Below are 25,593 nucleotides of genomic sequence, written 5' to 3' on the forward strand. Positions count from 1 at the left end.
TGTACCTTTGCAACTTCTGTTTAGGCAGGCTTGAACGCGATGCCAAACGCGTATCAAGCCTGTAAAGGTGTAAACGATGTCCCCGGTCTAATGTGTAAAGGATGTGCCGGTCTCTACAGTGAGGGTCGGCTTTTAGAGACGTTGAACTGTTACTGAGCCAGCCGCTCCAGCAGGCCCCGGCTGCCCATCCACCCCAGGCTTGCCACTCTTGCCACCATCGGCCCGATAAACCACACACCCCTTGGACTTGCCCCCCGCCCCCGGCTTACCACCCGGACCCGCCGCGCCACCGGCACCGCCAGCGACGTCAACCTTGATCAATTCCGCCGGGAAATCACGCGGCACTTCCAGTCGCACCAACGCGCCCGCAGCACCCGGCTGGCCATCGCTGCCGTTGCTACCATCGAACCCGCGACCTGCCTGGCCCCAAGTGCAACCCGGCTCCTGGCCATTCGCGCCGTCGAGTCCGACAAAACCCGGCGCCCCGGTGCCGCCTCGGGCATCCACCAACAACAGCGGCGCTTTCAACGCCTTGAATTGCAGGTTCAGATTGCGCCCCGAGCGCGCGGCCTTCAGATAAGTCCCCGGCGCACCGCGCGCGGTGATCTGGCTGCCTTCGCTCAACTCGGCACGCACAACCTTCATGTCCAGCGCCTGTTCACTCGGCACAATGGCAATCCGCGCCTCATGGCCCAGACGCAATTCACCCACATTCAGCTCAGTGACATTCGACGGAACCAGCAGCGTGCCGTAATCGGCGACTTCGAGTTTTTCCAGCTGCAAGGTGCTGGCGGTATTGGGCAGACGCATCAGCGAGTTGGTTTCAACACTGACCACTTGAGCACAGGCCAAGGGACTGATGAATGCAGCGAGCAGGCAAAGTTTACGCATGGGAAGCCTCCGGAGCGGCCGGGGCCGGGATGGTTTGCAAGTGGAAAACGCCGAACAGCAGAATTCGGCCACGATCGCGCCACGGATGCGGACGACCTTTGAGGCTGCGATTGCACAGCAGCACTTCGAATACATGGATCAGCAACAACAGACCGCCAGCCAGATTGACCAGCAGGTGCAGCGGATGGACAAATGGCACCAGTTGATTGACCAGCACCACACAACAGAACAGCAGGGTCAACAACCGCCCCAGTCCCCAGAAAACCTTCATACGCGCCCCCGTGTTGCGAATTATTCTTTGGGCGCACAGTAAACGCTTCTGCGGGCGATAAGCCAGAGGCAAAAATAAAAATCCCTTACGATCGCCAGAAGGCTGCCGGCACGCCGATGATCGGCGCCCGACAGCTCTAGCCTGCGTACTACAGACAAATCCTAACGATTGATGTGCAACTCTACCCGACGGTTTTGCGAACGCCCCTCGTCAGTGGCGTTATCAGCAACCGGTTCGCTTTCACCGCGCCCTTCACTGGTCAGCTTGCTCGGCGACAGCCCCTGGCTCAGCAAATATTCAGCCACGCTGCTCGCGCGACGTTCGGACAATGCCTGGTTATAAGCATCCGAGCCTTTGCTGTCGGTGTGACCGACGACCTTGATACTCACCACATCGGCGTTACGCAGTTTGTCCATCAGCGTATCCAGCTGCGCCTTGGCCGAAGGTGTGAGGTCGGACTTGTCGAAATCGAACAGCACGTTGCCTGCATCGCTCAAGGTGATGACTTCGGTTTGCTGCACGGGTTCGACCTTTTTCTCGACAACCGGGTATTGCGGCAGCGGACAGCCACGGTGGTCGACCGGGGTGTTTTCCGGGGTGTCGGGGCAACGATCGCGGCGGTCAAATACGCCATCGTCATCTTCATCGCCATCCTGGGCGTAGCAGATCAGTCCGCCGGTGAGGATCCCCAGCGCTGCACCGCCGCCGGCCCATCCGGCACTTTCGATCGCGCCGAGACCGCCACCGACCAGTCCGCCAATGACGCTGCAGATCGGCCAGGTACGTTGATTGAGGGGGGCAGAACCATCGCTGTGGGTGGCGCAACCGGTCAACAGGCTGCTCAGCAGCACCACCGGCAAGACGGACCTTGAGAGAACACTCATTTGGGAAAGCTCCTGTGTCACCGGCCCATACCGGTTACACAGGAGTAAAGACCCGCATCCGCGACTGCACAAGGCGCGGATGCGAGGGAGGCTTAGCGGTCGATTTTGATCTCCGTGCGACGGTTGAGTGCGCGACCGTCGGCAGTTTTGTTATCAGCGACTGGCTGGCTCTCACCGGCACCGGCCACCGAAACGAAGCTGCTGCGCGGCACGCCACTCTGGATCAGGTATTCCACTACCGAGTGCGCGCGGCGATCAGACAGCTTCTGGTTGTAGGCATCGCTGCCGACGCTGTCGGTGTGACCGGTCACGGTCAACCGCGCAGTCGAGGATTCCTGTTTCAGGCGCGTGGCGACTTTATCGAGCACTTGCTTGTCGGCGCCGGTCAGCGTGGCTTTGTCGAACTGGAAATGAACATCGCGGATGACGATGGTTTCTTCCTTGACCACCACAGCTTCTTCGACCACTGGCGCAGGCACTGGTGGTGGGCAGCCATCGGCATCGACCTGCACGCCTTTCGGAGTGCCCGGGCACTTGTCGCGGCTGTCCGGCACGCCATCACCGTCTTCGTCGCCATCACCGTGTACCCAGCAGTAAGCCGCCGCTGTACCGCCGACAACCAACGCGCCGTAACCGGCCCACGCGGCGCTCTCCGTCGCACCGAGGCCCGCGCCGATAACACCACCGACTGCCGCACAGGTCGGCCAGTCGGTTTTCTGCAAACCTGCGCAACCAGTCAACACACTGGTTAGCAGAACCAAGGGTAATGCTGTCCGAACTATGCTCATCTAGTTTTCTCCTGAGGGATCGGCTTAAAACCGATTCAGGGAGTAAAGACCGGAGTTTTAATCTCCGCCAGCAATAGGCCACCGCGGTTTGCGCGCGTGTTCACAGGACTTCGACGCATTTGTTGCAAACCGGCTTGACAGCGCACTTTGCCGACGCGGTCAGGCAGGCTAGTCTTGGCGGTCTGATTGAGGATCTTCGATGACCGTTGCCATTTCTCCCCGCACGCCGCAGCAGGCGCTGGCCGCTTTGCTCGATCGCTACGCCCCGGCGCGCCTGCTGTTGATCGGCGCCAGTGAATTTCCGGCGCTGGCAGCTTTTAAACAAGCGCACCCGGACACTTGCGTGGCGCACGCCGCACCCGGTGCCCTGCCCGCCGAACTGGCTGAGCGGCGTTTCGATCTGGCGCTGGTAGTCGATTGCCTGGAACATCTGCCCAAGCGTGACGGCTTGAATCTGTTGGGCGGGATCCGCAACCTCAACGCCAGTCGCATTGCGGTGCTGGCGGATTTGTCGGCCAGTGGCTGGCAGGAAACCGATTTCTATTCGCTGGCGCTGCAAGCCAGCGAACGCTTTCAGCGCGAAGAACAAGTGTTGACGCTGTTCACCTACGATCTGCTTGACTACAAACAAGTCCCCGACTGGCTCAACTCAAGGTTCTGGGCCAATCCGGAAAACTTCGGGAAATACTGGTGGTAATGCGATGAGTACAGCCATTTGCCCGTGCGGCAGCGGCAATCTGCTGGATGCCTGCTGCGGCCATTATCACGCCGGCCTGCCGGCCCCGTGCGCCGAAGCGCTGATGCGCTCGCGCTACAGCGCCTACGTGCTGGGGCTGATCGATTATCTGGTGGCGACCACCCTGCCCGCGCAGCAATCCGGGCTGGATCGCCAGTCGATCAGCAACTGGAGCGCGCAGAGCACCTGGCTCGGGCTGGAAGTTGAAAGCTCGGAAGTGTTCGGTGGCCAGCCGGAACACGCCTTCGTCACTTTCACCGCACGCTGGCACGATGGTCAGGGTGAACACAGCCATCGTGAGCGTTCTTCGTTCGTGCAGAACAGCGGCCACTGGTACTTCATCGACCCGACCGTGCAGTTGAAGCTGGGGCGCAATGACAGCTGTCCATGCGCCAGCGGGCAGAAGTTCAAGAAGTGCTGCGCGGGGTATTTCGGCGCTTGAGATGAGCGGCGACTAGACTGGGCAGCAAAGGGAGTCACACGATGCTCGGTCAATGGCGCACATTCAAAGCCTTCTCGCTGCTTCTGCTTCTGTCCGTGGGGCTGGGAGGCTGCGCATCCTGGTTCACTGATGAACCCGTAGACCCGGCCGTGCATCTGGTCAAAGTCGAGGTGGTGCGCGCCCGGCTCATGGACCAGAAATTCATCCTGCATTTTCGTATCGACAATCCCAACGACGAAGACCTGACCGTGCGCGGTCTGGAATACCGGATTCATTTGGGCGACATGCTGCTGGCTGAGGGCGAGCACGAACACTGGTTCACCGTGGGGCCGAAACGCAGCGCGTACTTCAAGGTACCGATCCGCACCAATCTCTGGCCGAAGGTCAAAGAGGTAGTGAAGCTGCTGAAAAAACCCGGGCAAAGCATTCCCTATCGACTGGAAGGCGAGATGGAAACCGGTTTATTCATCGCTCACTACGTGCACCTGGCGCGCAATGGCGTGATAATCCCCGCCGATTTAATTCCGGAGCGAACCCGATGACCCAGCAACCTCATGTCCATGGCCCTGATTGCAACCACGATCATGACCATCAACCCCATGATCACGGCCATGACCATCAGCATGACCACGGCCATGTACACGGCCCGAACTGCGGCCACGCCCACCAGGAACCGGTGCGCAACGCCCTGAAAGATGTCGGCCGCAATGATCCTTGCCCATGCGGCAACGGCAAGAAATTCAAGAAGTGCCACGGCGCTTGATGCTTCTGGCCGATATGTTTTTCGCCTGAAACATCGCTATCGCCAGCAGGCTCGCTCCCACAGTAGATCGCACAATCAAACTATGTGGGAGCTGGCTTGCCAGCGATGGCTGAGTGTCAGGCAACATCAATCCTGAATGTGTCGCCCCCATCGCTGGCAAGTCGAATCGTCGCACCGCAGCTCCCACAAGGTTTTCAATCCGCCTTGAGAATGTCAGCGCTGCTGACCACCGTCGCATACTCCCCATGCAAATTCCCCAGCGACATCGCGTGCACCTCCTCGGCTGAGCGCAACGTGCCGAAGTAATCGGCCTTGTCGAACGTGAAACACCCATCCTCCGCCACCCACGCCTCAAACCCCAAATTGCCCGCCGTGCGCGCCGTCGATTCCACGGAATTATTGGTGGCTACGCCGACAATCACCAACTGATCGATCCCAGCCTCGCGCAATCGCGCTTCCAACCCGGTCGCGCAGAATGCGTCCGGCACGCGCTTCTGGACTAGCCATTCATTACCCTGCGGCGTAAATCTCTGCTGAAACTCCACGCCTGACTGCTCCGGCCAGAACACCGAATCCGGCGAATGCGACAGATGCTGCACATGAATCACTGGCCGCGCGCTGCGCCGCCACAGCCTCAGCAAATCGAGGATTCGTTCTTCGGCCAGCGGATTATTCCGCCGCCCGAGCTTCGGATGCAGGATGCCTTGTTGCTGGTCGATGATGATCAGTGCGGCGTTGGCCTTGAGTTCCATGGCGATTATTCTCGTGCACGAAAATTGAATTCTGCGCACTTGAGCATCAGTCGCGACCTCCAGGCAAGTGATCAACTCCAGCGGCAGGACTGCGACGGCCATCCAGGCGAACGATCAGTGGAGAGAAATAAACCCCTCGCCCCGCTTGCGCGGCCACCTCCTGCTCACTAACGTAGCGCCTTTATTGCGCCCCCAGCCTTTACACCCCCGCAGGAGCTTTGCCATGGCCTCGCCAGCCCTTACACATTTTCTTCCCCGGTTCGGCGTTGCCGCAGCAGTGGCTGGTGTTTTGAGCCTGACCGGTTGTCAGACCTGGAACGCTCAGGACACCCTCCCGCCCACCTCCGGCGTGCAGCCGCTCAAGGGTCTGGCGCAAAACGTTTCGGTACGGCGCAATGCGATGGGCATGCCGTTGATCGAAAGCAACAGCTTCCACGATGCGCTGTTCGCCCTTGGCTATGTGCACGCCAGCGACCGCATCAATCAGATGGTGACTTTGCGCCTGTTGGCTCAGGGCCGTTTGGCGGAAATGTCCGGTGCATCGATGCTCGACGCCGACCGCTACATGCGCGCAGTCAATCTGAAGAAGAGTGCCGGCGAGCTGTACAAAGCTTCGTCGCCACGCCTCAAGCGCTTCTTCGAAGTCTACGCGCGGGGCGTCAACGCTTACCTGTTCCGCTACGCCGAAAAACTGCCGGCCGACCTCGCCGCCAGCGGTTACAAGCCGGAATATTGGAAGCCGGAAGATTCGGCGCTGATTTTCTGTCTGTTGAACTTCAGCCAGTCGGCCAACCTGCCTGAAGAAATCGCATCTTTGGTGCTGGCGCAAACCGTCACCACCGACAAACTCGCCTGGCTGTCGCCCTCGGCGCCGGACGAAAAACTGCCGGTGGGCGAGGCTGACAAGCTGCAAGGCATCAAGCTCACCGGGCAGATCCCGGGCCTGACTGAGCTGAGCAACGCCAGCGAACAACTTGCCGCGTTCAACCTGCTCGGCAACACGACGTCGAACAACTGGGCGATCGCCCCGCAACGCAGCCGCAGTGGCAAAAGCCTGCTGGCCAGCGACAGCCATGGCCCGTTGGCCGCGCCGTCGCTGTGGAGCTTCGTGCAGATCCGCGCCCCGAAATATCAGGCTGCCGGGGTGACCGTCGCCGGTTTGCCGATGGTGCTTGGTGGTTTCAACGGCAAAGTCGCGTGGAGCCTGACCAGCGTGCTCGGCGACAATCAGGATCTGTTCCTGGAAAAAATTCGTCGCTCGGGCAACTCGCTGTCCTACGAGGTCAACGGCAAATGGCAGCCAGTGACCGTGCGCAACGAAACCTACTTCGTCAAAGGCCAGCGGCCGATTCGCGAAGCGGTGTATGAAACCCGTCACGGTGCGCTGCTCAACAGTGCTCAGGCTGCGGCGCAAGGCGCAGGTTTTGGTCTGGCGTTGCAGACGCCGAGCTTCACCGATGACAAATCCCTCGACGCATTTTTCGATCTGAGCCGCGCGCAGACCGTCGAACGTGCCTCGGACGCCAGCCGCGAAATCCGCGCCATCGCGCTGAATCTGGTATTCGCCGACGCCAGCAACATCGGCTGGCAAGTCACCGGCCGTTTCCCCAACCGCCGTGAAGGCGAAGGCCTGCTGCCATCGCCGGGCTGGGAAGGTCGCTACGACTGGGACGGTTACGCCGACCCGATGCTGCACCCGTACGATCAAGACCCGGCGCAAGGCTGGCTCGGCACTGCCAACCAACGGGTGATTCCTCACGGCTACGGCATGCAATTGTCCAACTCGTGGGCGGCGCCAGAGCGTGGCGAGCGTCTGGCCGAACTGGCCGGCAGCGGCAAGCATGACGGTCGCAGCGTGATCGCCATGCAATACGACCAGACCACCACTTTCGCCGCCAAACTGAAGAAAATGTTCGAAGCACCGGGCATGGCCCAGCCGCTGAAGAAAGCCATCGAAGCACTGCCCGAGGCTGATCGCGGCAAAGCTCGCGAGGCGTTCACGCGGTTGATGGCGTTCGACGGCAAACTCAGCCCGACCTCGGCCGATGCGGCGATTTATGAGCTATTCCTGCAAGAAAGCATGCAGCAGATCTTCCTCGACGAACTCGGCCCGCAAACCAGTGCGGCGTGGAAAGCGTTTATTGCCAATGGCGATTTGTCCTACGCAGCCCAGGCCGATCATTTGTTGGGGCGTGAGGACAGCCCGTTCTGGGACGACGCGCGCACCGCGCAGAAAGAAGAAAAACCGGCGATCCTCGCCCGCAGTCTGGCCGCCGCGATCAGCGCCGGCGACAGTCAACTGGGTGGCGATCACAAGGCCTGGCAGTGGGGCAAATTGCACAGCTACGCATGGAGAAATGCAAACGGCCAGACCGTGCGCGGGCCACTTGCAGCGGGCGGCGACCACACGACGTTGAATACGGCAGCATTTGCCTGGGGGCAGGACTTCGCCACCACTCGCGCGCCATCGATGCGCTTTATCGTCGATTTTGGCCAGAGTGAACCGCTGATGGGGCAGAACGGGACCGGGCAGTCGGGTAATCCGCTCAGTCCGAATTACCTGAACGGGGTTGATGCGTGGCTCAAGGGGCAATACATCGGGTTGCCGATGCAACCGCAGAACTTTGATCGGGTTTACGGTAAAAACCGTCTCACATTGACCCCGAGCAAATAGCCTTAAAGATCAAGAGCCCCTCACCCTAGCCCTCTCCCGGAGGGAGAGGGGACTGATTGGGGGTTGCTTGAGACTTACACCGACTTGAAAGAGATTTACCGAATCCATAATCGACTCGGTTTTTCAGGTCGATGTACCCCGCCAGACACCTCCGTCGGCCCCCTCTCCCTCCGGGAGAGGGCTGGGGTGAGGGCAACAATTTTCCCGCCAACAAAAATCTTAGATCCTCCCGCGAAATCCATAGAACTTCTGAGCCCGCCAAAACCTCATAGCTAACAAGCCCCCCCACCTGGTAAGGACATGGACCTTGTTATCGCGCGCCCCGAAGGTTTGTATTGTCCCGCAGGGGATTTCTACATTGATCCGTGGCGACCGGTCGAACGCTCGGTGATTACCCATGCCCACGGCGATCACGCCCGCACCGGTAACGAGCACTATCTGGCCGCCAGCCCCGGCGAAGGGATTCTGCGCGCGCGATTGGGCCAGGACATCAGCCTGCAAACCCTCGATTACGGCCAGCGCCTGACCCACCATGGCGTCACCCTGAGTTTTCACCCGGCAGGACACGTGCTGGGTTCAGCACAGGTGCGTCTGGAGTACGGCGGCGAAGTCTGGGTCGCATCCGGTGATTACAAAATCGAACCCGACGGGACCTGCGCCCCGTTTGAACCGGTGCGCTGCCACACCTTCATCACCGAATCGACTTTCGGCCTGCCGATCTACCGCTGGCAGCCGCAAGCCCAAGTGTTTGCCGAGATTAATCAGTGGTGGGCGGAGAACATCGCGGCCGGCAAGGCCAGCGTGCTGTTCTGCTATTCCTTCGGCAAGGCCCAGCGGATTCTGCACGGCATCGACGAAACCCTTGGACCGATCCTCAGCCATGGCGCGGTCGAACCGCTGAACCGCGTCTACAGAGAGGCCGGCGTCTATCTGCCGCCGACTATTTATGCCGGTGATGTGCAGAAGAACGACCCGATGCTGCGCCAGGCCTTGGTCATCGCCCCACCCTCCGCTGGTGGCAGTAGCTGGATGCGCCGTTTCGGCGAGTACAGCGACAGTTTTGCCAGCGGCTGGATGCGTCTGCGCGGCACGCGGCGTCGGCGTGGGGTGGATCGAGGTTTCGTACTGTCCGATCACGCCGACTGGCCCGGCCTCCTGTGGGCCATCGAACAGACTGGAGCTGAACGGGTGATGGTCACCCACGGTTCAATCGGCGTGCTGGTACGCCATCTGCGCGAACAAGGCCTGGACGCGCAAGGTTTCAACACCGAATACGGCGACGATGAAGAGGACAACATCAGCGCCGAACCCGCCGTCGCCGAGGTGCAGCCATGAAAGATTTCGCCGGGCTGTACGCCGAACTCGACGCCACCACGTCCAGCAACGCCAAACTGGCGGCCATGCAGGATTTTTTCGCCAAGGCTGCGCCGGAAGATGCGGCGTGGGCGGTGTACTTTTTGTCCGGTGGGCGACCTCGACAACTGGTGCCAGTGCGCATTCTGCGTGAGCTGGCGGTTGAGGTGTCGGGGCTGACGCCGTGGCTGTTCGAGGAGAGTTATCAAGCCGTCGGCGATCTGGCGGAAACCATCTCGCTGGTGCTACCGGAAAATCCGCACAGCTCCGAGGCCGGCCTCGCCGAATGGATCGAACACAAACTCCTGCCACTGCGCGGTGAAACCCCAGAGTACCTTGCCCGCCAGTTGCCAGCGCTATGGGCGCAACTGGATCGGCCGAGCCTGATGCTGTGCATCAAACTGATCACTGGCAGCTTCCGGGTTGGCGTGTCGAAACTGCTGGTGACCCGTGCACTGGCGGCAATGGCCGGACTCGACAGCAAGCGCGTGGCGCAGCGGCTTGTGGGTTATACCGACTTGTCGAACCGGCCAAGCGCCGACAGTTATCTGAAGCTGGTCGCCCCCGAATCCAGTGATGAACACGCCCAGCGCGGCGGTCAGCCCTACCCGTTCTTCCTCGCCCATGGATTGTCGCAGCCTGTTGAACAGTTCGACGCGCTGCTCGGACCTCCCGGCAACTGGCAGATTGAATGGAAATGGGACGGCATTCGCGCGCAGGTGGTCAAGCGTGAGGGGCGGCTGTGGATCTGGTCGCGTGGTGAAGAACTGGTCACCGAACGCTTCCCCGAACTCGAAACGCTGGTGCACGGCTTGCCCGATGGCACGGTGATCGACGGCGAAATTGTGGTGTGGAAAAGCACTCATCCAACCACCGAAGATGCCTTCGACCCGCAATCGACGGAACCGCCAGCGGTGCAGCCGTTCGCCTTGCTGCAACAGCGCATCGGCCGCAAAACCCTCGACAAGAAAATCCTCGAAGAAGTGCCAGTCGTTGTCCTCGCCTACGACTTGCTGGAATGGCAGGGCGAAGACTGGCGCAATCAGCCGCAGGTCAAACGCCGCGCGCAACTCGAGCAGGTGATTGCGCAGTGCAACAGCCCGGTGCTGATGCCCTCGCCGATCCTGACCGGCAGCGATTGGCTCGATCTGGCCAAACAACGTGAAGCCTCTCGGCGTCTGGGCGTTGAAGGCATGATGCTCAAGGCCCGCGACGCGATGTACGGCGTGGGCCGCACCAAGGACATGGGCGTGTGGTGGAAATGGAAGGTCGATCCGTTCAGCGTCGATGCGGTGTTGATCTACGCCCAGCGCGGTCATGGTCGGCGCGCCAGTTTGTACAGCGATTACACCTTCGCGGTGTGGGATGGGCCGCCGGATTCCAGCCAACGGGCGCTGGTGCCGTTTGCCAAGGCTTATTCGGGGCTGACCGATGCGGAAATGCGTCAGGTCGACAGCATCGTGCGCAAGACCACGGTGGAAAAATTCGGCCCGGTCAGCAGTGTGAAACCGAGTCTGGTGTTTGAGCTGGGCTTCGAGGGCATCGCGCTGTCACGCCGACACAAAAGCGGGATTGCCGTGCGCTTCCCACGGATGCTGCGCTGGCGTCAGGACAAGACCGTGGAAGAGGCCGACAGTTTGGCAACCCTGCAAGACCTGCTCGCCTGACCTTCCTGGAATGCCCACCACCCCTGTGGCGAGGGGATTTATCCCCGCTGGGCTGCGAAGCGGCCCCTGCTATTTTCAGAAGATCCAATAACTCGGGATTTACGACTGCTGCGCAGCCGAACGGGGATAAATCCCCTCGCCACAAGAGCTTCAAGTGCCATAAATTCATCTACGTCGAACCAACCTGGTGCAGCGTTTTGCGTGCGCCCGATTCCGTGCATTCCCCTCCCCACCGTCCTCTTCCCACGCCTTTTAAAACACTTGTTCGGGACTATGGTTCGGAAATTGCTACTTTCTATAAGTCGTAAGCGTTCCAGTAACAATAATTCTGCGCCACAAGCGCTCATATTGGTTCTTAGGGATTGAATAATGAAAAAAGCATTGCTGACTCTTTCTGCACTGGCGTTGTGCATGGCCGCCGGTTCCGCGCTGGCCAAGGAATATAAAGAGTTGCGTTTCGGCGTTGACCCTTCCTACGCACCGTTCGAATCAAAAGCGGCGGATGGCAGCCTGGTGGGCTTCGACATTGATCTGGGCAACGCGATCTGCGCCGAGCTGAAGGTCAAGTGCAAGTGGGTCGAAAGTGACTTCGACGGCATGATTCCGGGCCTCAAGGCCAACAAATTCGACGGCGTGATCTCGTCGATGACCGTGACTCCGGCCCGCGAGAAAGTCATCGACTTCTCTGCTGAGCTGTTCTCCGGCCCGACCGCTTACGTGTTCAAGAAGGGCTCCGGACTGAGCGAAGACGTCGCGTCCCTCAAAGGCAAAACCGTCGGTTACGAGCAAGGCACCATTCAGGAAGCCTACGCCAAAGCCGTACTGGACAAGGCCGGTGTGAAAACCCAGGCCTATCAGAACCAGGATCAGGTGTATTCCGACCTGACTTCCGGGCGGCTCGATGCCGCGATCCAGGACATGCTGCAAGCTGAACTGGGGTTCTTGAAGTCGCCTAAAGGCGAAGGCTACGAAGTCAGCAAACCGGTCGACAGCGAACTGCTGCCAGCCAAAACGGCTATCGGTATCAAGAAAGGTAACACCGAGCTGAAAGCGCTTTTGGATAAAGGTATCAAAGCGTTACACGACGACGGCAAATACGCCGAGATTCAAAAGAAACACTTTGGCGATCTGAATCTGTACAGCGGCAAATAATGCGCCGGCGCCCATCCTTGATGGGCGCCTTTTTCATTCGGTCAGGTTGCTGATTTATGTTCGAAAACCTCTTACAAAATCTGGGGCTCTCCGCGTTCAGTCTTCAGGGCTTCGGCCCGCTGCTGTTGCAGGGCACCTGGATGACTATCAAATTATCGGCGTTGTCGCTGCTGGTGGCCGTGCTGCTCGGCCTGATCGGCGCCAGTGCCAAGCTGTCAAAAGTCAAACTCGTACGTCTGCCGGCGCAGCTGTACACCACGCTGATTCGCGGCGTGCCGGATCTGGTGCTAATGCTGCTGATCTTCTACAGCCTGCAAACCTGGCTGACGACGCTCACCGACTACATGGAATGGGAATACATCGAGATTGACCCGTTCAGCGCCGGGGTACTGACCCTGGGCTTCATCTATGGTGCGTACTTCACCGAGACGTTTCGCGGCGCGATCCTCGCGGTGCCACGCGGTCAGGTCGAAGCCGCCACGGCTTACGGCCTCAAGCGCGGTCAGCGTTTTCGCTATGTGGTGTTCCCGCAAATGATGCGCTTCGCCCTGCCGGGCATCGGCAATAACTGGATGGTGATGCTCAAAGCCACCGCGCTGGTGTCGATCATCGGCCTGGCTGATCTGGTCAAAGCCGCGCAGGACGCCGGTAAGAGCACCTATCAACTGTTCTACTTTCTGGTGATCGCCGCGTTGATCTACCTGTTGATCACCAGCGCTTCCAACTTCATCCTGCGCTGGCTCGAACGCCGCTACGCTGCCGGCGCGCGGGAGGCCGTACGATGATCGAACTTCTGCAGGAATACTGGAAAGCCTTCCTTTATACCGACGGCCAGAACATCACCGGGCTGGCGATGACGATGTGGCTGCTCAGCGCCTCGATTTTCATCGGTTTCCTCGTGTCGATCCCGCTATCGATTGCTCGCGTCTCGCCGAATTTCTACATTCGCTGGCCAGTGCAGTTCTACACCTACCTGTTCCGTGGCACGCCGCTGTATATCCAGCTGCTGATTTGCTACACCGGGATCTACAGCCTCGCCGCCGTACGCGCGCAACCGCTGCTCGACAGTTTCTTTCGCGATGCGATGAACTGCACGATCCTCGCCTTCGCCCTCAACACTTGCGCCTACACCACGGAGATTTTCGCCGGGGCGATTCGCAGCATGAACCACGGCGAAGTCGAAGCGGCCAAGGCCTACGGTCTGACTGGCTGGAAACTATATGCCTACGTGATCATGCCCTCGGCCCTGCGCCGTTCGCTGCCGTATTACAGCAACGAAGTGATTCTGATGCTGCACTCGACCACTGTGGCCTTCACCGCGACCGTTCCGGACATTCTGAAAGTCGCGCGGGATGCCAACTCGGCGACCTTCCTGACCTTTCAGTCGTTCGGTATCGCTGCGCTGATCTACCTGAGCATTACCTTTGCGCTGGTCGGCCTGTTCCGCCTCGCCGAACGCCGCTGGCTGGCCTTCCTCGGGCCGACCCACTAAGACTTTTCCGTTTCGGGAAACAACAAATGCGCCACCAGATACATGACCTGCTGGCCCCGCTGCCGGGGACCGCGCGCCAGATCCACAGCTTCCACTTCGGCCCGGACAAGGCCAAGGGCAAGATCTACATCCAGTCCTCGCTGCACGCCGACGAACTGCCGGGCATGCTTGTGGCCTGGCACCTCAAGCAACGGCTGGCGGAGCTGGAAGCCGCCGGCCGTCTGCGCAGCGAAATCGTGCTGGTGCCGGTGGCCAACCCGATCGGCCTCGAACAAGTGCTGATGGACGTGCCGCTGGGTCGCTATGAACTGGAGAGCGGGCAGAATTTCAATCGCTGGTTCGTCGATCTCAGCGAAGAAATCGGCAACCAGATCGAAGGCCGGCTCGGCGATGACCCGCAGCACAACCTCGAACTGATCCGCGCCAGCCTGCGCGACGCCCTCGCCCGGCAATCGCCCGCCACGCAGTTGCAATCTCAGCGCCTGACCCTGCAACGGCTGGCCTGCGACGCGGACATGGTGCTGGACTTGCACTGCGATTTTGAATCCATCGTTCACCTGTACACCACGCCCGAAGCGTGGCCGCAGGTCGAGCCGCTGGCGCGTTATATCGGATCGCAGGCGAGCCTGTTGGCCACTGATTCCGGTGGTCAGTCGTTTGATGAATGCTTCACGCTGCTCTGGTGGCAATTGAGGGAGCGCTTTGGCGAACAGTTCGAGATTCCGCTTGGCAGTTTCTCCGTCACCGTCGAGTTGCGCGGTCAGGGTGACGTCAGCCATCCGCTGGCCAGCCGCGACTGTCAGGCGCTGATCGACTACCTGATCCAGTTCGACGCGATCGTGGGCGAAACCAAACCGCAGCCGCCGCTACCCTTCCCCGCCACGCCGCTGGCCGGGGTCGAACCGGTGGTTACACCGGTCGGCGGGCTGCTGGTGTACAGCGTCACCCCCGGCGAATACCTGAAGGCCGGGCAGCAGATTGCCGAGGTCATCGATCCGATCAGTGATCGGATCACGCCCATCCATTGCACCACTGCCGGTCTGCTCTACGCCCGCTCACTGCGGCGCATGGCCACCGCCGGCATGGTGATCGCCCACGTCGCGGGCGCTGAAGCCTATCGCAGCGGCTACCTACTTTCGCCTTGAGGATGTCTGTCCCATGTACAAACTGACCGTTGAAGGCCTGCACAAAAGCTATGGCGACCATCAAGTGCTCAAAGGCGTCTCGCTCAAGGCCAGGACCGGCGACGTGATCAGCCTGATCGGCGCCAGCGGCTCGGGCAAAAGCACATTTTTGCGCTGCATCAACTTTCTCGAACAACCCAACGACGGCGCCATGAGCCTCGATGGCAAGGCAATCCGCATGGTCAACGACCGCCACGGCATGCATGTCGCCGACGCCGATGAATTGCAACGCCTGCGCACGCGGCTGGCGATGGTGTTCCAGCATTTCAATCTGTGGAGCCACATGACCGTGCTGGAAAACATCACCATGGCCCCGCGCCGGGTGCTGGGTTGCAGCAAGCAGGAAGCTGATGACCGTGCGCGGCGTTATCTGGACAAAGTAGGGTTGCCGGCGCGCGTGGCGGATCAGTATCCGGCGTTTCTGTCTGGCGGCCAGCAGCAACGGGTTGCCATCGCACGAGCATTGGCGATGGAGCCTGAGGTGATGCTGTTCGACGAACCGACTTCAGCGCTCGACCCGGAGTTGGTGGGCGAAGTGCTGAAAGTGATTCAGGGCCTGGCCGAGGAAGGCCGGACGATGATCATGGTGACCCACGAGATGAGTTTTGCGCGCAAGGTTTCCAGCCAAGTGCTGTTTCTCCATCAAGGGCTGGTGGAAGAGGAAGGTGCGCCGGAAGACGTGCTGGGCAATCCGCAGAGCGAACGCCTCAAGCAATTTCTCAGCGGCAATCTCAAGTAAAACTAAACCCATGCCCGCGCGGTCACTGAAGGAACACGTTCAGAGCGCATACCGCCGGCATGGGAACCTCCACCGACTTCGCCAGACTCTGGTTCAACGCCCGCGGCTGGAAACCATTCGCCTTTCAGAAACAGGTGTGGGCGGCGGTTAAACGCGGCGAATCCGGATTGCTGCACGCCAGCACCGGCGCCGGTAAAACCTATGCGGTATGGTTTGCCGCGCTGAATCGCTTTGCCCGTCTACGCGCGCCAGTAGAAACCACGCGCAAGCGCAAACCGCTTGCTGAACCGCTGACAGTGCTGTGGATTACGCCGATGCGCGCCCTCGCTGCCGACACTGCGCGTGCGTTGCAGGCGCCGCTGGACGATCTGCAAATCCCCTGGAGCGTCGGCTTGCGCACTGGTGACACCGGCAGCAGCGAACGCGCGCGGCAAAACCGCCGGCCGCCGACCACGCTGATCACCACCCCGGAAAGCCTGACCCTGATGCTCGCCCGCGCCGACGCGCAAACTGCGCTGGCGACCCTGCGCATGGTCGTGGTCGATGAATGGCATGAACTGCTCGGCAACAAACGCGGCGTGCAACTGCAACTCGCACTCGCACGGCTGCGGCGCTGGAATCCCGAACTGATCGTCTGGGGCGTATCCGCCACCCTCGGAAATCAATCCCACGCCGAAGAAGTGCTGATCCCACAGGGTGGCGGCGTGAGTATTCAGGGCCAAAGCGAAAAAACGCTCGCGGTCGATACGCTGCTCCCACCCGCTACCGAGCGTTTTCCCTGGGCCGGACACATCGGCCTGAAGATGTTGCCGCAAGTGGTCGCCGAACTTGACGCCTGCGCCAGCAGCCTGGTGTTCACCAACACGCGGGCGCAATCGGAGATCTGGTATCAGGCCTTGCTAGAGGCACGGCCGGACTGGGCCGGATTGATTGCCTTGCATCACAGCTCGCTGGCGCGCGACACCCGCGACTGGGTTGAGCAGGCACTGAAGAATGGCCAATTGAAAGCCGTGGTGTGCACGTCGAGTCTGGATCTGGGGGTGGATTTCCTGCCGGTCGAACGCGTGCTGCAAATCGGCTCGGCCAAAGGCGTCGCCCGTTTGATGCAGCGTGCCGGCCGTTCTGGCCACGCTCCCGGACGCACGTCGCGGGTGACATTGGTGCCGACGCACAGCCTGGAATTGATCGAAGCCGCAGCAGCCAAGGACGCCGTAGCCCAGCGACGGATCGAACCGCGCCAGTCGCCGCACAAACCACTGGATGTGCTGGTGCAGCATCTGGTGAGCATGGCGCTTGGCGGTGGGTTTCTGCCCGATGAGCTGTACGAAGAAGTCCGTGGCGCTTGGGCATATCGCGAACTGAGCCTTGCCGATTGGGCGTGGGCGCTGGCTTTCGTACGTCACGGCGGGATGTCTCTGACGGCGTATCCGGATTACCGAAGGGTCGAGCCGGATGAGCATGGCGTCTGGCGCGTACCCGACGCACGCTTGGCGCGGCGCCATCGCATGGGCATCGGCACCATCGTCAGCGATGCGAGCATTCAGCTGAAATTCTGGAGCAAGGGCGGTGGCGGCAAGCAGTTGGGCAGCGTCGAGGAGGGTTTTATCGCCCGGCTCAAGCCCGGCGACGGCTTCCTGTTCGCCGGGCGCTTGCTGGAACTGGTGCGGGTAGAAAACATGACCGCTTACGTCAAACGCAGCACTGCGAAAAAAGCTGCGGTGCCGCGCTGGAATGGCGGGCGCATGCCGCTCTCGAATGAACTCGCCGAGGCGGTGGTCGAGCGTTTCAGTGCCGCTGAGCAGGGCCAGTTTATTGGCCCGGAGATGCAGGCACTGCGACCGCTACTGGAAACCCAGTCGCGCTGGTCGGGTCTGCCAACTCGGGAGAACTTGCTGGCCGAGGTGCTGAAATCCCGCGAAGGCTGGCATCTTTTTATCTACCCGTTTGCCGGTCGCCAAGTGCATCTGGGGCTGGCCAGCCTGCTGGCGTGGCGCGTCAGTCAACGACAGCCCGTTACGTTCTCGATTGCGGTCAACGATTACGGACTCGAATTACTCAGCGCCACGCCGGTTGACTGGTCGCAGCAACTTGATGCCGCGCTGCTCAGTCCTGAGGATTTATTGCGCGACGTGCTGGCCAGCCTCAATGCTGGTGAACTCGCATTGCGGCGCTTTCGGGAAATCGCACGGATCGCCGGGCTGGTGTTCGCCGGCTATCCCGGTGCGCCGAAAAGCACCCGACAAGTGCAGGCCTCCAGCGGTCTGTTTTTCGAAGTATTCAAACAATACGACGCCGACAACCTGTTGCTGGCGCAGGCCGGGGAAGAAGTCCTGCGCGAAGAACTGGATATTCGTCGACTGGAACAGACATTGGAGCGCATCAACCGGATGAAACTCGACCTGCACCTGATCAAACGTCCTACACCGCTCGGCTTTCCGTTGCTGGTGGAGCGCATGCGCGAAAGCATGAGTTCGGAAAAACTTGCTGACCGCATCAGGCGCATGGTTGGCGATCTGGAAAAAACTGCCGACAGCGGTAAATCCTGATGGATGCGGCCTATCCGGTGCGTCTCGCGGGAGAAGAACTCTGGTTGTTGCCGGAAAAAGCCCTGTATTGGCCGGCACAGCAAGCGTTGCTGATTGCCGATGTGCATTTTGGCAAAGCCGCGGCCTATCGCAGCCTCGGTCAACCGGTGCCGCATGGCACCACGGCCAGTAACGTTGAAGTGATCGAGCGGATGCTGGCGAAACTACCGTGTCGGCAACTGATTTTCCTTGGCGATTTCCTGCACGGCCCGGGTTCGCATGCCGCCGGGACCTTGCAGACGCTGGCGCAGTGGCGCGCTCGCCATGCGGATCTGCCGATGACGCTGATTCGCGGCAACCACGACAAACGTGCGGGTGATCCACCGGCATCGCTGAATATCCGCGTTGTGCCCGAGCCGCTGCTGCTTGGGCCGTTCGCCCTGCAGCACGAACCGGACCCGCATCCTGAGCGGCATGTGTTGGCGGGCCATGTGCATCCGGTCTATCGCCTACACGGCAAAGGTCGGCAAAGTCTGCGCCTGGCGTGTTTCAGATTGGGTGAGCGGATCAGCTTGCTACCGGCGTTCGGTGCGTTTACTGGCGGCTATCAGGTTGATCGGGATGACAATTGCAGGATTTTCGTCATCGGTGATAACGAAATATGGCCCGTGAGTTGAAATGTTGTTCAGACTTCAACTCACGGGCCATGCATGAATGTGCGGATCAGGCGACAGGCGCGGGTGGCGGCTCGTCCGGCAACGTCGGTTCGCCAGGTTCGGTCGGCTGCTCGTTTGGGGTATCGGGATCAGGCTGACCAGGAATACCGCCGGCCATGCTGATGGGCGGGTGCGCCAACAGGGACCAGGCCAAAACGCCAATCTGATTGGGCTCAAGCCTTGCGAGTTCGGCAGTGATATGCGGATCGATCTTCATGAAGCACTCCTCGGCGAAGGCCCGTTTTGCCAGAAACAAAAACGGGCAGTACACCCCATAGAGTGTCTGCCCGCCAAAGAATTCCCGACATCCGCCGGATGGACGACTCAGGTACGCGGCAGTGTTACGCCACGCTGGCCCTGGTACTTGCCGCCACGGTCCTTGTAGGAAACTTCGCATTCCTCATCGGATTCGAGGAAAAGCATCTGCGCCACACCTTCGTTGGCGTAGATCTTCGCTGGCAGGTTGGTGGTGTTGGAGAATTCCAGCGTCACATGACCTTCCCACTCAGGCTCGAGCGGCGTCACGTTGACGATAATGCCGCAGCGCGCGTAGGTGCTTTTACCCAGGCAGATGGTCAGAACGTTCCGTGGAATACGGAAGTATTCGACGGTGCTGGCCAGCGCAAAGGAATTCGGCGGGATGATGCAGACGTCACTGTGGACGTCGACGAAGCTGCCCGGGTCGAAATTTTTCGGGTCGACGATGGACGAGTTGATGTTGGTGAACACCTTGAAGTGGTTAGTGCAACGCACATCGTAGCCGTAGCTCGACACACCGTAGGAGATCACGCGGTTGTCGTCGTTGCCACGCACCTGGCGCTCAACGAACGGTTCGATCATGCCGTGTTCCTGCGCCATGCGGCGAATCCACTTGTCCGATTTGATGCTCATGGCGGGTGTCCTGAATAACGAGGTGGAGAAAAAATCTGTCCGGCATCTTACCGGGCGCGCCGCCGCGTTCAAAGTCCGTCGAGCAATTCTCGCCGAACTCCCCGGAAATACGGGGCGTGGCGACGATCCGCGGAACCGCTGATCCTTAAATTCAAGAAACCTTTGCAAGAAACATTGGCACGTTACGAAAAACCGGTTAAGGTGGCGTCACTGTGTTGCTTGTGTCACTGAGAATCTCTACACGATATGTTGAATTTCGATCCAACCATCTACAAGAATTTTTCCTGCTCTTTGCACTCAGTCTCGGCCAGGGCACTTCCTGCGTCGCAGTTATCTTTGTTCAAGGAGTTACACCATGTCTAATCGCCAAACCGGTACCGTTAAGTGGTTCAACGATGAAAAAGGCTTCGGCTTCATCACTCCACAATCCGGTGACGACCTGTTCGTTCACTTCAAAGCTATCCAATCCGACGGCTTCAAAAGCCTGAAAGAAGGCCAACAGGTTTCTTTCATCGCTACCCGCGGTCAGAAAGGCATGCAAGCTGAGGAAGTACAAGTTATCTAACTTGTAGCTTCTTTAGTAAAAAGCCCCGCCCTCAAAAGCGGGGCTTTTTTGTGGGCGTGTGTTTTGTGCGCGCAAAAAAAATCGCAGCCGCAATGGCTGCGATTTTTCGTAGGCGGTGTTACCAGGCGACGCCAAACCCTGCGGTGTAACGGGTCTTGTTCAAATCCGCATCGTTGGTACCACTGATGATGTCACGCTCAGCCTTGAGATTCAGCGACGCCCAGTCGGTGACCTTGTAGCGCAGGCCCATCTCGGCATCCAGTGCGTAATCGGCTACACCTGAAAGCGGCTTGCCCACTTCGCCGTTGGTGAAGAATTCGACTTTCTTGCCGATCAGGTAACGGTTGTAATCCCATTTCATAGCGATCGAATAGAAGTTGTCTTTGGCGCCGTCGCGATATTGATAGTCGGTGCGGTTGAACAGCGAGCCAAGAGAGAACGCGCCCAACTCATCATCCCAGAACTGGTAGCCCGGACCGGTACCCACCACACGCTGACGGGCCAGTTCTTCGATGTGATCGCGCTTGTAATTCACACGACCCTGCCAGAACCACTGATCCGTCAGGAAGCGATCGAGGGAATACTCGGCGCGCCAATTGTCAGTGGTGGTCACGTCATCCTGTACTTCGCGGTTGTACTCGCCTTCAGCGATGTGACGCCAGCGGCCGTGACGCGCAGTAGTCTTGAAGCCGACGTCATAGTCATCGGTGTCTTTTTCGGCACGCTGATAATCCAGCGCCAGATCCACATTGCCCTTCCACACCAGATCTTCGACGACAGGTTTAGGCTTGAGGATCTGCTGAATGCTCGCCAGCTCCACAGTCTTCGGCGCTTCGCCGTTGGCCAGGGTGACCTTGCCTTCTTCGGCGGCGCTCAGCGATTTGGCTTTCTCGCCGCTATAGGCGTCCTGCTTGACCAATAACTCCTGATCGCTTTCCAGGGTCTTGACCTCTTTCCAGTCAATCGAGACGGCGCCAGCGTACTTGGTCTGGACCAATAGTTTGCCGCCGTCGAAAACGGTAATTTTACCGCTCAGCTTGTCACCGTTCTTCAACCAGACAGTATCGGCAAGCAGGGGCGTGGACGCACTGAACACAGCAAGGCACATCAAGGTTCTGGACAACATAAGCGGATCGAAGGCTCAAGATTGCGGAAAAAGTTCGGCATTATCCGTAGGAATAAGACCCTGACAAGGACTGACCCAACTATTTCTATTGAGTTCATTTCTCAATTGCGCAGCCACCGTTTACGCTAAAGCCTGTAAACGCGATCAAATTCAGGAACCGCGCCCGTGACCGAGCCACGCCAAGACCCACCAGACGAAGCGCAAATCCGACGCACGGCGCTCTACTCGACGCTGACCCAAGTGCCCGAAGGCAAAGTCGTCAGCTACGGTCAGTTGGCCGAACTGGCCGGATTGGGGCGCGCCGCCCGCTGGGTCGGCCGTACCCTGAGCCAGTTACCCGGCGATACCAAGCTGCCCTGGCACCGTGTTCTCGGCGCCGGAGGCAAGATTAGCCTGCCGGTTGGCAGCCCGTCCGGGGACGAACAACGCGCGCGTTTGCGCACGGAAGGGATTACCGTCCAGAACAATCGTGTGGATATTCGGCGCCATGGCTGGCGCCCGGTAGAGCACAGCGGTTAGAGTGCGCGCTTTGTTTTCGCAATCTTGAGGCAGACTCCAGCCCATGCCCCGTAAAACCTGGCGCGCCGCGCTCGCCGCCTATGCCAGTCCTTCGACGCTCGTGCTGTTGTTGCTGGGTTTCGCCGCCGGCCTGCCGTACATGCTGGTGTTCTCAACGCTATCGGTCTGGCTGCGTGAAGCCGGCGTGGCCCGTGAAACGATCGGCTATGCCAGCCTGATCGGCCTCGCTTATGCGTTCAAATGGGTCTGGTCGCCGCTGCTCGACCAGTGGCGCCTGCCGTTGCTGGGCAAGCTCGGCCGTCGTCGCTCGTGGCTGGTGCTATCGCAAAGTCTGGTGATCCTCGGCCTGATCGGCATGGGTTTCTGCGACCCGCAAAAGCACTTGTCCTGGCTGATCGCGATTGCCGTGATCGTCGCCTTCGCTTCCGCGACTCAAGATATTGCGGTCGACGCCTATCGACTGGAAATCGCCGACGACAGCCGCCAGGCTGCGCTGGCTGCCAGCTACATGTCCGGCTACCGGATCGCTGCGCTGCTGGCGACTGCCGGCGCACTGTTCTTCGCCGAAGGCTTCGGCTCGACCGGTTTCAACTATCAGCATTCAGCCTGGGCCGGCACTTACGTGCTGTTCGGCGCGCTGATGATCCCAGCCCTGCTGACCACCCTGTTCATGCGCGAACCCCCGGTGCCGCTGCGCACGCAGTTGCAGGCCGGCCGCTACACCTTCATGCACCAACTGATGTCGGTATTCGTGCTAATCGTCCTGCTGGTGTCCGTCCCGGCAATGTTCACCCAGTTGTACAACACCGATTTCGCCAGCGTGCTGTTCGAAGGCGTCAGCCCGCTCGACTTGCTGCTCGAAGACCGCGCGTTCCTGCGGGCGATTCTCTACACCACGCTGACCTTCCTGTGCCTGTCGGCCATGGGGCGTCGCGGCTTGGCGCCGGTGCTGACCCCGGTCAACGACTTCATCATGCGTTACCGCTGGCAAGCGCTGCTGCTGCTCGGCCTGATCGCCACCTATCGGATGTCGGATACGGTGATGGGTGTGATGGCCAACGTCTTCTATATCGACCAGGGTTTCACCAAGGATCAGATCGCCAGCGTCAGCAAGATCTTCGGCCTGATCATGACGCTGGTCGGCGCCGGCATGGGCGGTTTGCTGATCGTGCGCTTCGGCATTCTGCCGATTCTGTTCATCGGCGGCATAGCGTCCGCCGGCACCAATCTGTTGTTCGTGATGCTCACGGACATGGGCCCGAACCTGCAGATGCTGGTGGTGACCATTTCCCTCGACAATTTCAGTTCCGGCCTCGCCACTTCGGCATTCGTCGCCTACCTGTCGAGCCTGACCAACCTGAAATTCTCCGCAACCCAGTACGCCCTGCTCAGCTCGATCATGCTGCTGTTGCCTCGCCTGATCGGCGGCTACTCCGGGGTGATGGTGGAAAAATTCGGCTACCACAGTTTCTTCCTGATCACCGCGATGCTCGGCGTGCCGACCCTGCTGCTGATCGCACTGCACTGGTTCCAGGAGAGCCGCCGCGAAGGCCCGACGCCGACGCCCGAGCCTGTGCCGACTCCAGTCGCGGAAGAATCGTAGGAAAAGTCAGCGGCGGCGGGAGGATTGCCGCCGTCCAGCCTTGCCGCCGGCCACACTTCTGTACGTCAGCAAATCTCGCCGGTACACTGCTCCGTCATTTCCAGTCTCAGCAACCGACAACGGCCAACCATGCGCACCAGTCAATTTTTGCTCGCCACACAGAAAGAAACGCCTTCCGATGCGGTAGTGATCAGCCATCAGCTGATGCTGCGCGCCGGCATGATCCGCAAACTTGCCTCGGGCCTGTACACCTGGCTGCCCATGGGTTTGCGGGTAATGCGCAAGGTTGAAGCCATCGTTCGTGAAGAAATGAACGCCGCCGGCTCTCTGGAAGTGTTGATGCCGAGCACCCAACCGGCCGAGCTGTGGCAGGAATCGGGACGCTGGGAAGAATACGGCCCTGAGCTGCTGCGCTTTAAAGATCGCCACGGTCGTGATTTCTGTGCGGGCCCGACCCACGAAGAAGTCATCACCGATCTGATGCGCAACGAGTTGAGCAGCTATAAGCAGTTGCCGATCAACCTGTACCAGATCCAGACCAAATTCCGTGACGAAATCCGCCCACGCTTCGGGTTGATGCGCGGTCGCGAATTCATCATGAAGGACGCGTACTCGTTCCACGCCGACCAACCGTCGCTGCAGGTCACCTATGACCGCATGCATCAGGCGTACTGCAACATCTTCACGCGTCTGGGTCTGAAATTCCGCCCGGTTGAAGCTGACAACGGCTCGATCGGCGGCGCCGGCTCCCACGAGTTCCACGTATTGGCCGAGTCCGGCGAAGACGATATCGCCTTCAGCAACGGCTCCGACTACGCGGCTAACATCGAGAAAGCCGAAGCCGTACCGCGTGAAACCGCGCGTGCTGCTGCGACTGAAGAGCTGCGCCTGGTCGACACGCCAGATACCAAGACCATTGCCGCGCTGGTGGAAAAATTCAATCTGCCGATTGAAAAGACCATCAAGACCCTGATCGTGCGCGCCGAAGAAGAAGGCAAGTTGATCGCCCTGGTGATCCGTGGCGACCACGAACTCAACGAAATCAAGGCTGCCCAGCAACCTGGCGTCGCCAGCCCGCTGGTCATGGCCACCGACGCCGAACTGCGTGACGCCATCGGCGCCGGTGCTGGTTCGCTCGGCCCGCTGAACCTGCCACTGCCGATCATCATCGACCGTTCGGTCGAGCTGATGAGCGACTTCGGTATCGGCGCGAACATCGACGACAAGCATTACTTCGGCGTCAACTGGGAGCGCGATCTGCCGGTTCCAACCGTTGCCGACCTGCGTAACGTGGTTGCTGGCGATCCAAGCCCGGATGGCAAAGGCACGCTGGCCATCGCGCGCGGTATCGAAGTCGGGCACATCTTCCAGCTGGGCAACAAGTACAGCAAGGCGATGAAGTGCGAAGTGCTGGGTGACAACGGCAAGCCTGTAACCCTGGAAATGGGCTGCTACGGCATCGGCGTTTCGCGCGTGGTGGCTGCGGCCATCGAGCAGAACAACGACGCCAACGGCATCATCTGGAGCGACACTCTGGCGCCATTCCAGATCGCTCTGGTACCGCTGCGCTATGAAACCGAGCAGGTACGCGAAGCCACCGACAAGCTGTATGCGGAACTGACCGCTGCCGGCTTCGAAGTGCTGCTGGACGACCGCGACAAGAAAACCAGCCCGGGCATCAAGTTCGCGGACATGGAACTGATCGGCATCCCGCACCGGATCGTGGTCAGCGACCGTGGCCTCGCCGAAGGCAACCTGGAATACAAGAGCCGTACCGAAAGCGAGGCGCAAGCCCTGCCAGTCGCCGACGTGCTGTCGTTCCTTCAGGCCCGTATCCGCCGCTGAAACCAGATAGAGACG

At 60.0% G+C, this 25,593-nt stretch carries 26 protein-coding genes; 18 read left to right on the forward strand and 8 right to left on the reverse strand.

Annotated features, from left to right (window positions below; translation table 11 throughout):
* Positions 1–132: 132 nt before the first annotated feature.
* The 4 genes from ACP7EE_RS18060 to ACP7EE_RS18075 all read right to left on the reverse strand — a co-directional run bounded on the left by ACP7EE_RS18060 (position 133) and on the right by ACP7EE_RS18075 (position 2,834).
* A complete protein-coding gene (locus ACP7EE_RS18060; protein WP_426235666.1) occupies positions 133–891 on the reverse strand; it encodes a collagen-like protein in 759 nt (252 codons plus the stop codon).
* Positions 884–1,162, reverse strand: a complete 279-nt coding sequence (locus ACP7EE_RS18065; RefSeq protein WP_426205512.1) for a DUF1145 domain-containing protein — start codon at positions 1,160–1,162, stop codon at positions 884–886. Before ACP7EE_RS18065 ends, ACP7EE_RS18060 begins: the two co-directional genes overlap by 8 nt.
* Before the next feature lie 161 nt (positions 1,163–1,323).
* Positions 1,324–2,046, reverse strand: coding sequence for an OmpA family protein (locus tag ACP7EE_RS18070; RefSeq protein WP_420648224.1), 723 nt, complete (start codon positions 2,044–2,046; stop codon positions 1,324–1,326).
* A 92-nt stretch (positions 2,047–2,138) separates the two neighbouring features.
* Complete coding sequence (locus tag ACP7EE_RS18075; RefSeq protein ID WP_426235668.1) at positions 2,139–2,834, reverse strand: OmpA family protein; 696 nt, start codon at positions 2,832–2,834, stop codon at positions 2,139–2,141.
* 199 nt (positions 2,835–3,033) lie between these two features.
* On the opposite strand from ACP7EE_RS18075, the gene ACP7EE_RS18080 reads away from it, so the two are divergent.
* From ACP7EE_RS18080 to ACP7EE_RS18095, 4 genes are read left to right on the forward strand one after another with little or no spacing between them, the layout of a single operon-like run.
* The gene (locus tag ACP7EE_RS18080) at positions 3,034–3,531 is read left to right on the forward strand and encodes a DUF6231 family protein (RefSeq protein WP_426235670.1); all 498 of its coding nucleotides are present in this window, start codon (positions 3,034–3,036) and stop codon (positions 3,529–3,531) included.
* Positions 3,532–3,535: 4 nt separating this feature from the next.
* Positions 3,536–4,012 (forward strand): YchJ family protein, encoded by a 477-nt coding sequence (locus ACP7EE_RS18085; RefSeq protein ID WP_420648227.1) that lies wholly within the window; start codon positions 3,536–3,538, stop codon positions 4,010–4,012.
* 41 nt (positions 4,013–4,053) lie between these two features.
* Positions 4,054–4,554, forward strand: coding sequence for an LEA type 2 family protein (locus tag ACP7EE_RS18090; RefSeq protein WP_426235672.1), 501 nt, complete (start codon positions 4,054–4,056; stop codon positions 4,552–4,554).
* Positions 4,551–4,775: an SEC-C metal-binding domain-containing protein gene (locus ACP7EE_RS18095; RefSeq protein ID WP_420648229.1), complete on the forward strand. Its 225-nt coding sequence runs from the start codon at positions 4,551–4,553 to the stop codon at positions 4,773–4,775. The genes ACP7EE_RS18090 and ACP7EE_RS18095 overlap by 4 nt, the downstream gene beginning before the upstream one ends.
* 194 nt (positions 4,776–4,969) lie before the next feature.
* Here ACP7EE_RS18095 and ACP7EE_RS18100 read toward each other — a convergent pair whose 3' ends face one another.
* Entirely contained in the window at positions 4,970–5,527 is a 558-nt protein-coding gene (locus ACP7EE_RS18100) for a cysteine hydrolase family protein (RefSeq protein ID WP_426235808.1), read from the reverse strand.
* Positions 5,528–5,750: 223 nt separating this feature from the next.
* On the opposite strand from ACP7EE_RS18100, the gene ACP7EE_RS18105 reads away from it, so the two are divergent.
* The 10 genes from ACP7EE_RS18105 (at position 5,751) to pdeM (ending at position 18,990) form a co-directional block, all read left to right on the forward strand.
* Complete coding sequence (locus ACP7EE_RS18105; protein WP_426235674.1) at positions 5,751–8,201, forward strand: penicillin acylase family protein; 2,451 nt, start codon at positions 5,751–5,753, stop codon at positions 8,199–8,201.
* A 300-nt stretch (positions 8,202–8,501) separates the two neighbouring features.
* Entirely contained in the window at positions 8,502–9,536 is a 1,035-nt protein-coding gene (locus tag ACP7EE_RS18110) for a ligase-associated DNA damage response exonuclease (RefSeq protein ID WP_426205507.1), read from the forward strand.
* Complete coding sequence (locus ACP7EE_RS18115) at positions 9,533–11,221, forward strand: ATP-dependent DNA ligase (RefSeq protein ID WP_426235676.1); 1,689 nt, start codon at positions 9,533–9,535, stop codon at positions 11,219–11,221. Before ACP7EE_RS18110 ends, ACP7EE_RS18115 begins: the two co-directional genes overlap by 4 nt.
* A gap of 369 nt (positions 11,222–11,590) precedes the next feature.
* On the forward strand, positions 11,591–12,373 hold the full coding sequence (locus ACP7EE_RS18120) for a transporter substrate-binding domain-containing protein (RefSeq protein ID WP_426205505.1): 783 nt from the start codon (positions 11,591–11,593) through the stop codon (positions 12,371–12,373).
* Between the two features lie 56 nt (positions 12,374–12,429).
* On the forward strand, positions 12,430–13,158 hold the full coding sequence (locus ACP7EE_RS18125) for an ABC transporter permease (RefSeq protein ID WP_426205504.1): 729 nt from the start codon (positions 12,430–12,432) through the stop codon (positions 13,156–13,158).
* On the forward strand, positions 13,155–13,865 hold the full coding sequence (locus ACP7EE_RS18130; protein ID WP_426235678.1) for an ABC transporter permease: 711 nt from the start codon (positions 13,155–13,157) through the stop codon (positions 13,863–13,865). Before ACP7EE_RS18125 ends, ACP7EE_RS18130 begins: the two co-directional genes overlap by 4 nt.
* Before the next feature lie 26 nt (positions 13,866–13,891).
* A complete protein-coding gene (locus ACP7EE_RS18135; RefSeq protein WP_426235680.1) occupies positions 13,892–15,010 on the forward strand; it encodes a succinylglutamate desuccinylase/aspartoacylase family protein in 1,119 nt (372 codons plus the stop codon).
* 13 nt (positions 15,011–15,023) lie between these two features.
* Positions 15,024–15,788, forward strand: a complete 765-nt coding sequence (locus ACP7EE_RS18140; RefSeq protein WP_420648237.1) for an ABC transporter ATP-binding protein — start codon at positions 15,024–15,026, stop codon at positions 15,786–15,788.
* 59 nt (positions 15,789–15,847) lie between these two features.
* Entirely contained in the window at positions 15,848–18,334 is a 2,487-nt protein-coding gene (locus ACP7EE_RS18145) for a ligase-associated DNA damage response DEXH box helicase (RefSeq protein WP_426235683.1), read from the forward strand.
* Positions 18,334–18,990, forward strand: coding sequence for a ligase-associated DNA damage response endonuclease PdeM (gene pdeM / locus ACP7EE_RS18150; protein ID WP_426235685.1), 657 nt, complete (start codon positions 18,334–18,336; stop codon positions 18,988–18,990). The genes ACP7EE_RS18145 and pdeM overlap by 1 nt, the downstream gene beginning before the upstream one ends.
* Before the next feature lie 46 nt (positions 18,991–19,036).
* Here pdeM and ACP7EE_RS18155 read toward each other — a convergent pair whose 3' ends face one another.
* Positions 19,037–19,246 (reverse strand): hypothetical protein, encoded by a 210-nt coding sequence (locus ACP7EE_RS18155; RefSeq protein WP_212549564.1) that lies wholly within the window; start codon positions 19,244–19,246, stop codon positions 19,037–19,039.
* 107 nt (positions 19,247–19,353) lie between these two features.
* On the reverse strand, positions 19,354–19,920 hold the full coding sequence (gene dcd / locus ACP7EE_RS18160; RefSeq protein ID WP_129390062.1) for a dCTP deaminase: 567 nt from the start codon (positions 19,918–19,920) through the stop codon (positions 19,354–19,356).
* A 355-nt stretch (positions 19,921–20,275) separates the two neighbouring features.
* On the opposite strand from dcd, the gene ACP7EE_RS18165 reads away from it, so the two are divergent.
* Positions 20,276–20,485, forward strand: a complete 210-nt coding sequence (locus ACP7EE_RS18165; RefSeq protein WP_002554837.1) for a cold-shock protein — start codon at positions 20,276–20,278, stop codon at positions 20,483–20,485.
* Between the two features lie 118 nt (positions 20,486–20,603).
* Here the strand turns inward: ACP7EE_RS18165 and ACP7EE_RS18170 are convergent, their stop codons facing one another.
* Entirely contained in the window at positions 20,604–21,611 is a 1,008-nt protein-coding gene (locus tag ACP7EE_RS18170; RefSeq protein ID WP_426235687.1) for a DUF481 domain-containing protein, read from the reverse strand.
* A 165-nt stretch (positions 21,612–21,776) separates the two neighbouring features.
* Here ACP7EE_RS18170 and ACP7EE_RS18175 point away from each other — a divergent pair, with 165 nt between their 5' ends.
* The 3 genes from ACP7EE_RS18175 (at position 21,777) to ACP7EE_RS18185 (ending at position 25,578) form a co-directional block, all read left to right on the forward strand.
* Complete coding sequence (locus tag ACP7EE_RS18175) at positions 21,777–22,130, forward strand: MGMT family protein (protein ID WP_426235689.1); 354 nt, start codon at positions 21,777–21,779, stop codon at positions 22,128–22,130.
* A 43-nt stretch (positions 22,131–22,173) separates the two neighbouring features.
* The gene (locus ACP7EE_RS18180; RefSeq protein ID WP_426235691.1) at positions 22,174–23,733 is read left to right on the forward strand and encodes an AmpG family muropeptide MFS transporter; all 1,560 of its coding nucleotides are present in this window, start codon (positions 22,174–22,176) and stop codon (positions 23,731–23,733) included.
* Positions 23,734–23,862: 129 nt separating this feature from the next.
* Positions 23,863–25,578, forward strand: coding sequence for a proline--tRNA ligase (locus tag ACP7EE_RS18185; protein WP_426235693.1), 1,716 nt, complete (start codon positions 23,863–23,865; stop codon positions 25,576–25,578).
* Positions 25,579–25,593 lie beyond the last annotated feature (15 nt).

Origin of the sequence: Pseudomonas sp. TWP3-2, assembly GCF_049897765.1 — a bacterium.
GTDB lineage: Bacteria > Pseudomonadota > Gammaproteobacteria > Pseudomonadales > Pseudomonadaceae > Aquipseudomonas.

Excerpts from the sequence above, each read along its gene's own strand:
- ACP7EE_RS18060 (WP_426235666.1), bottom strand. The coding sequence starts at position 891 with ATGCGTAAACTTTGCCTGCTCGCTGCATTCATCAGTCCCTTGGCCTGT.
- ACP7EE_RS18065 (WP_426205512.1), bottom strand. The coding sequence starts at position 1,162 with ATGAAGGTTTTCTGGGGACTGGGGCGGTTGTTGACCCTGCTGTTCTGT.
- ACP7EE_RS18070 (WP_420648224.1), bottom strand. The coding sequence starts at position 2,046 with ATGAGTGTTCTCTCAAGGTCCGTCTTGCCGGTGGTGCTGCTGAGCAGC.
- ACP7EE_RS18075 (WP_426235668.1), bottom strand. The coding sequence starts at position 2,834 with ATGAGCATAGTTCGGACAGCATTACCCTTGGTTCTGCTAACCAGTGTG.
- ACP7EE_RS18080 (WP_426235670.1), top strand. The coding sequence starts at position 3,034 with ATGACCGTTGCCATTTCTCCCCGCACGCCGCAGCAGGCGCTGGCCGCT.
- ACP7EE_RS18085 (WP_420648227.1), top strand. The coding sequence starts at position 3,536 with ATGAGTACAGCCATTTGCCCGTGCGGCAGCGGCAATCTGCTGGATGCC.
- ACP7EE_RS18090 (WP_426235672.1), top strand. The coding sequence starts at position 4,054 with ATGCTCGGTCAATGGCGCACATTCAAAGCCTTCTCGCTGCTTCTGCTT.
- ACP7EE_RS18095 (WP_420648229.1), top strand. The coding sequence starts at position 4,551 with ATGACCCAGCAACCTCATGTCCATGGCCCTGATTGCAACCACGATCAT.
- ACP7EE_RS18100 (WP_426235808.1), bottom strand. The coding sequence starts at position 5,527 with ATGGAACTCAAGGCCAACGCCGCACTGATCATCATCGACCAGCAACAA.
- ACP7EE_RS18105 (WP_426235674.1), top strand. The coding sequence starts at position 5,751 with ATGGCCTCGCCAGCCCTTACACATTTTCTTCCCCGGTTCGGCGTTGCC.
- ACP7EE_RS18110 (WP_426205507.1), top strand. The coding sequence starts at position 8,502 with ATGGACCTTGTTATCGCGCGCCCCGAAGGTTTGTATTGTCCCGCAGGG.
- ACP7EE_RS18115 (WP_426235676.1), top strand. The coding sequence starts at position 9,533 with ATGAAAGATTTCGCCGGGCTGTACGCCGAACTCGACGCCACCACGTCC.
- ACP7EE_RS18120 (WP_426205505.1), top strand. The coding sequence starts at position 11,591 with ATGAAAAAAGCATTGCTGACTCTTTCTGCACTGGCGTTGTGCATGGCC.
- ACP7EE_RS18125 (WP_426205504.1), top strand. The coding sequence starts at position 12,430 with ATGTTCGAAAACCTCTTACAAAATCTGGGGCTCTCCGCGTTCAGTCTT.
- ACP7EE_RS18130 (WP_426235678.1), top strand. The coding sequence starts at position 13,155 with ATGATCGAACTTCTGCAGGAATACTGGAAAGCCTTCCTTTATACCGAC.
- ACP7EE_RS18135 (WP_426235680.1), top strand. The coding sequence starts at position 13,892 with ATGCGCCACCAGATACATGACCTGCTGGCCCCGCTGCCGGGGACCGCG.
- ACP7EE_RS18140 (WP_420648237.1), top strand. The coding sequence starts at position 15,024 with ATGTACAAACTGACCGTTGAAGGCCTGCACAAAAGCTATGGCGACCAT.
- ACP7EE_RS18145 (WP_426235683.1), top strand. The coding sequence starts at position 15,848 with ATGGGAACCTCCACCGACTTCGCCAGACTCTGGTTCAACGCCCGCGGC.
- pdeM (WP_426235685.1), top strand. The coding sequence starts at position 18,334 with ATGGATGCGGCCTATCCGGTGCGTCTCGCGGGAGAAGAACTCTGGTTG.
- ACP7EE_RS18155 (WP_212549564.1), bottom strand. The coding sequence starts at position 19,246 with ATGAAGATCGATCCGCATATCACTGCCGAACTCGCAAGGCTTGAGCCC.
- dcd (WP_129390062.1), bottom strand. The coding sequence starts at position 19,920 with ATGAGCATCAAATCGGACAAGTGGATTCGCCGCATGGCGCAGGAACAC.
- ACP7EE_RS18165 (WP_002554837.1), top strand. The coding sequence starts at position 20,276 with ATGTCTAATCGCCAAACCGGTACCGTTAAGTGGTTCAACGATGAAAAA.
- ACP7EE_RS18170 (WP_426235687.1), bottom strand. The coding sequence starts at position 21,611 with ATGTTGTCCAGAACCTTGATGTGCCTTGCTGTGTTCAGTGCGTCCACG.
- ACP7EE_RS18180 (WP_426235691.1), top strand. The coding sequence starts at position 22,174 with ATGCCCCGTAAAACCTGGCGCGCCGCGCTCGCCGCCTATGCCAGTCCT.
- ACP7EE_RS18185 (WP_426235693.1), top strand. The coding sequence starts at position 23,863 with ATGCGCACCAGTCAATTTTTGCTCGCCACACAGAAAGAAACGCCTTCC.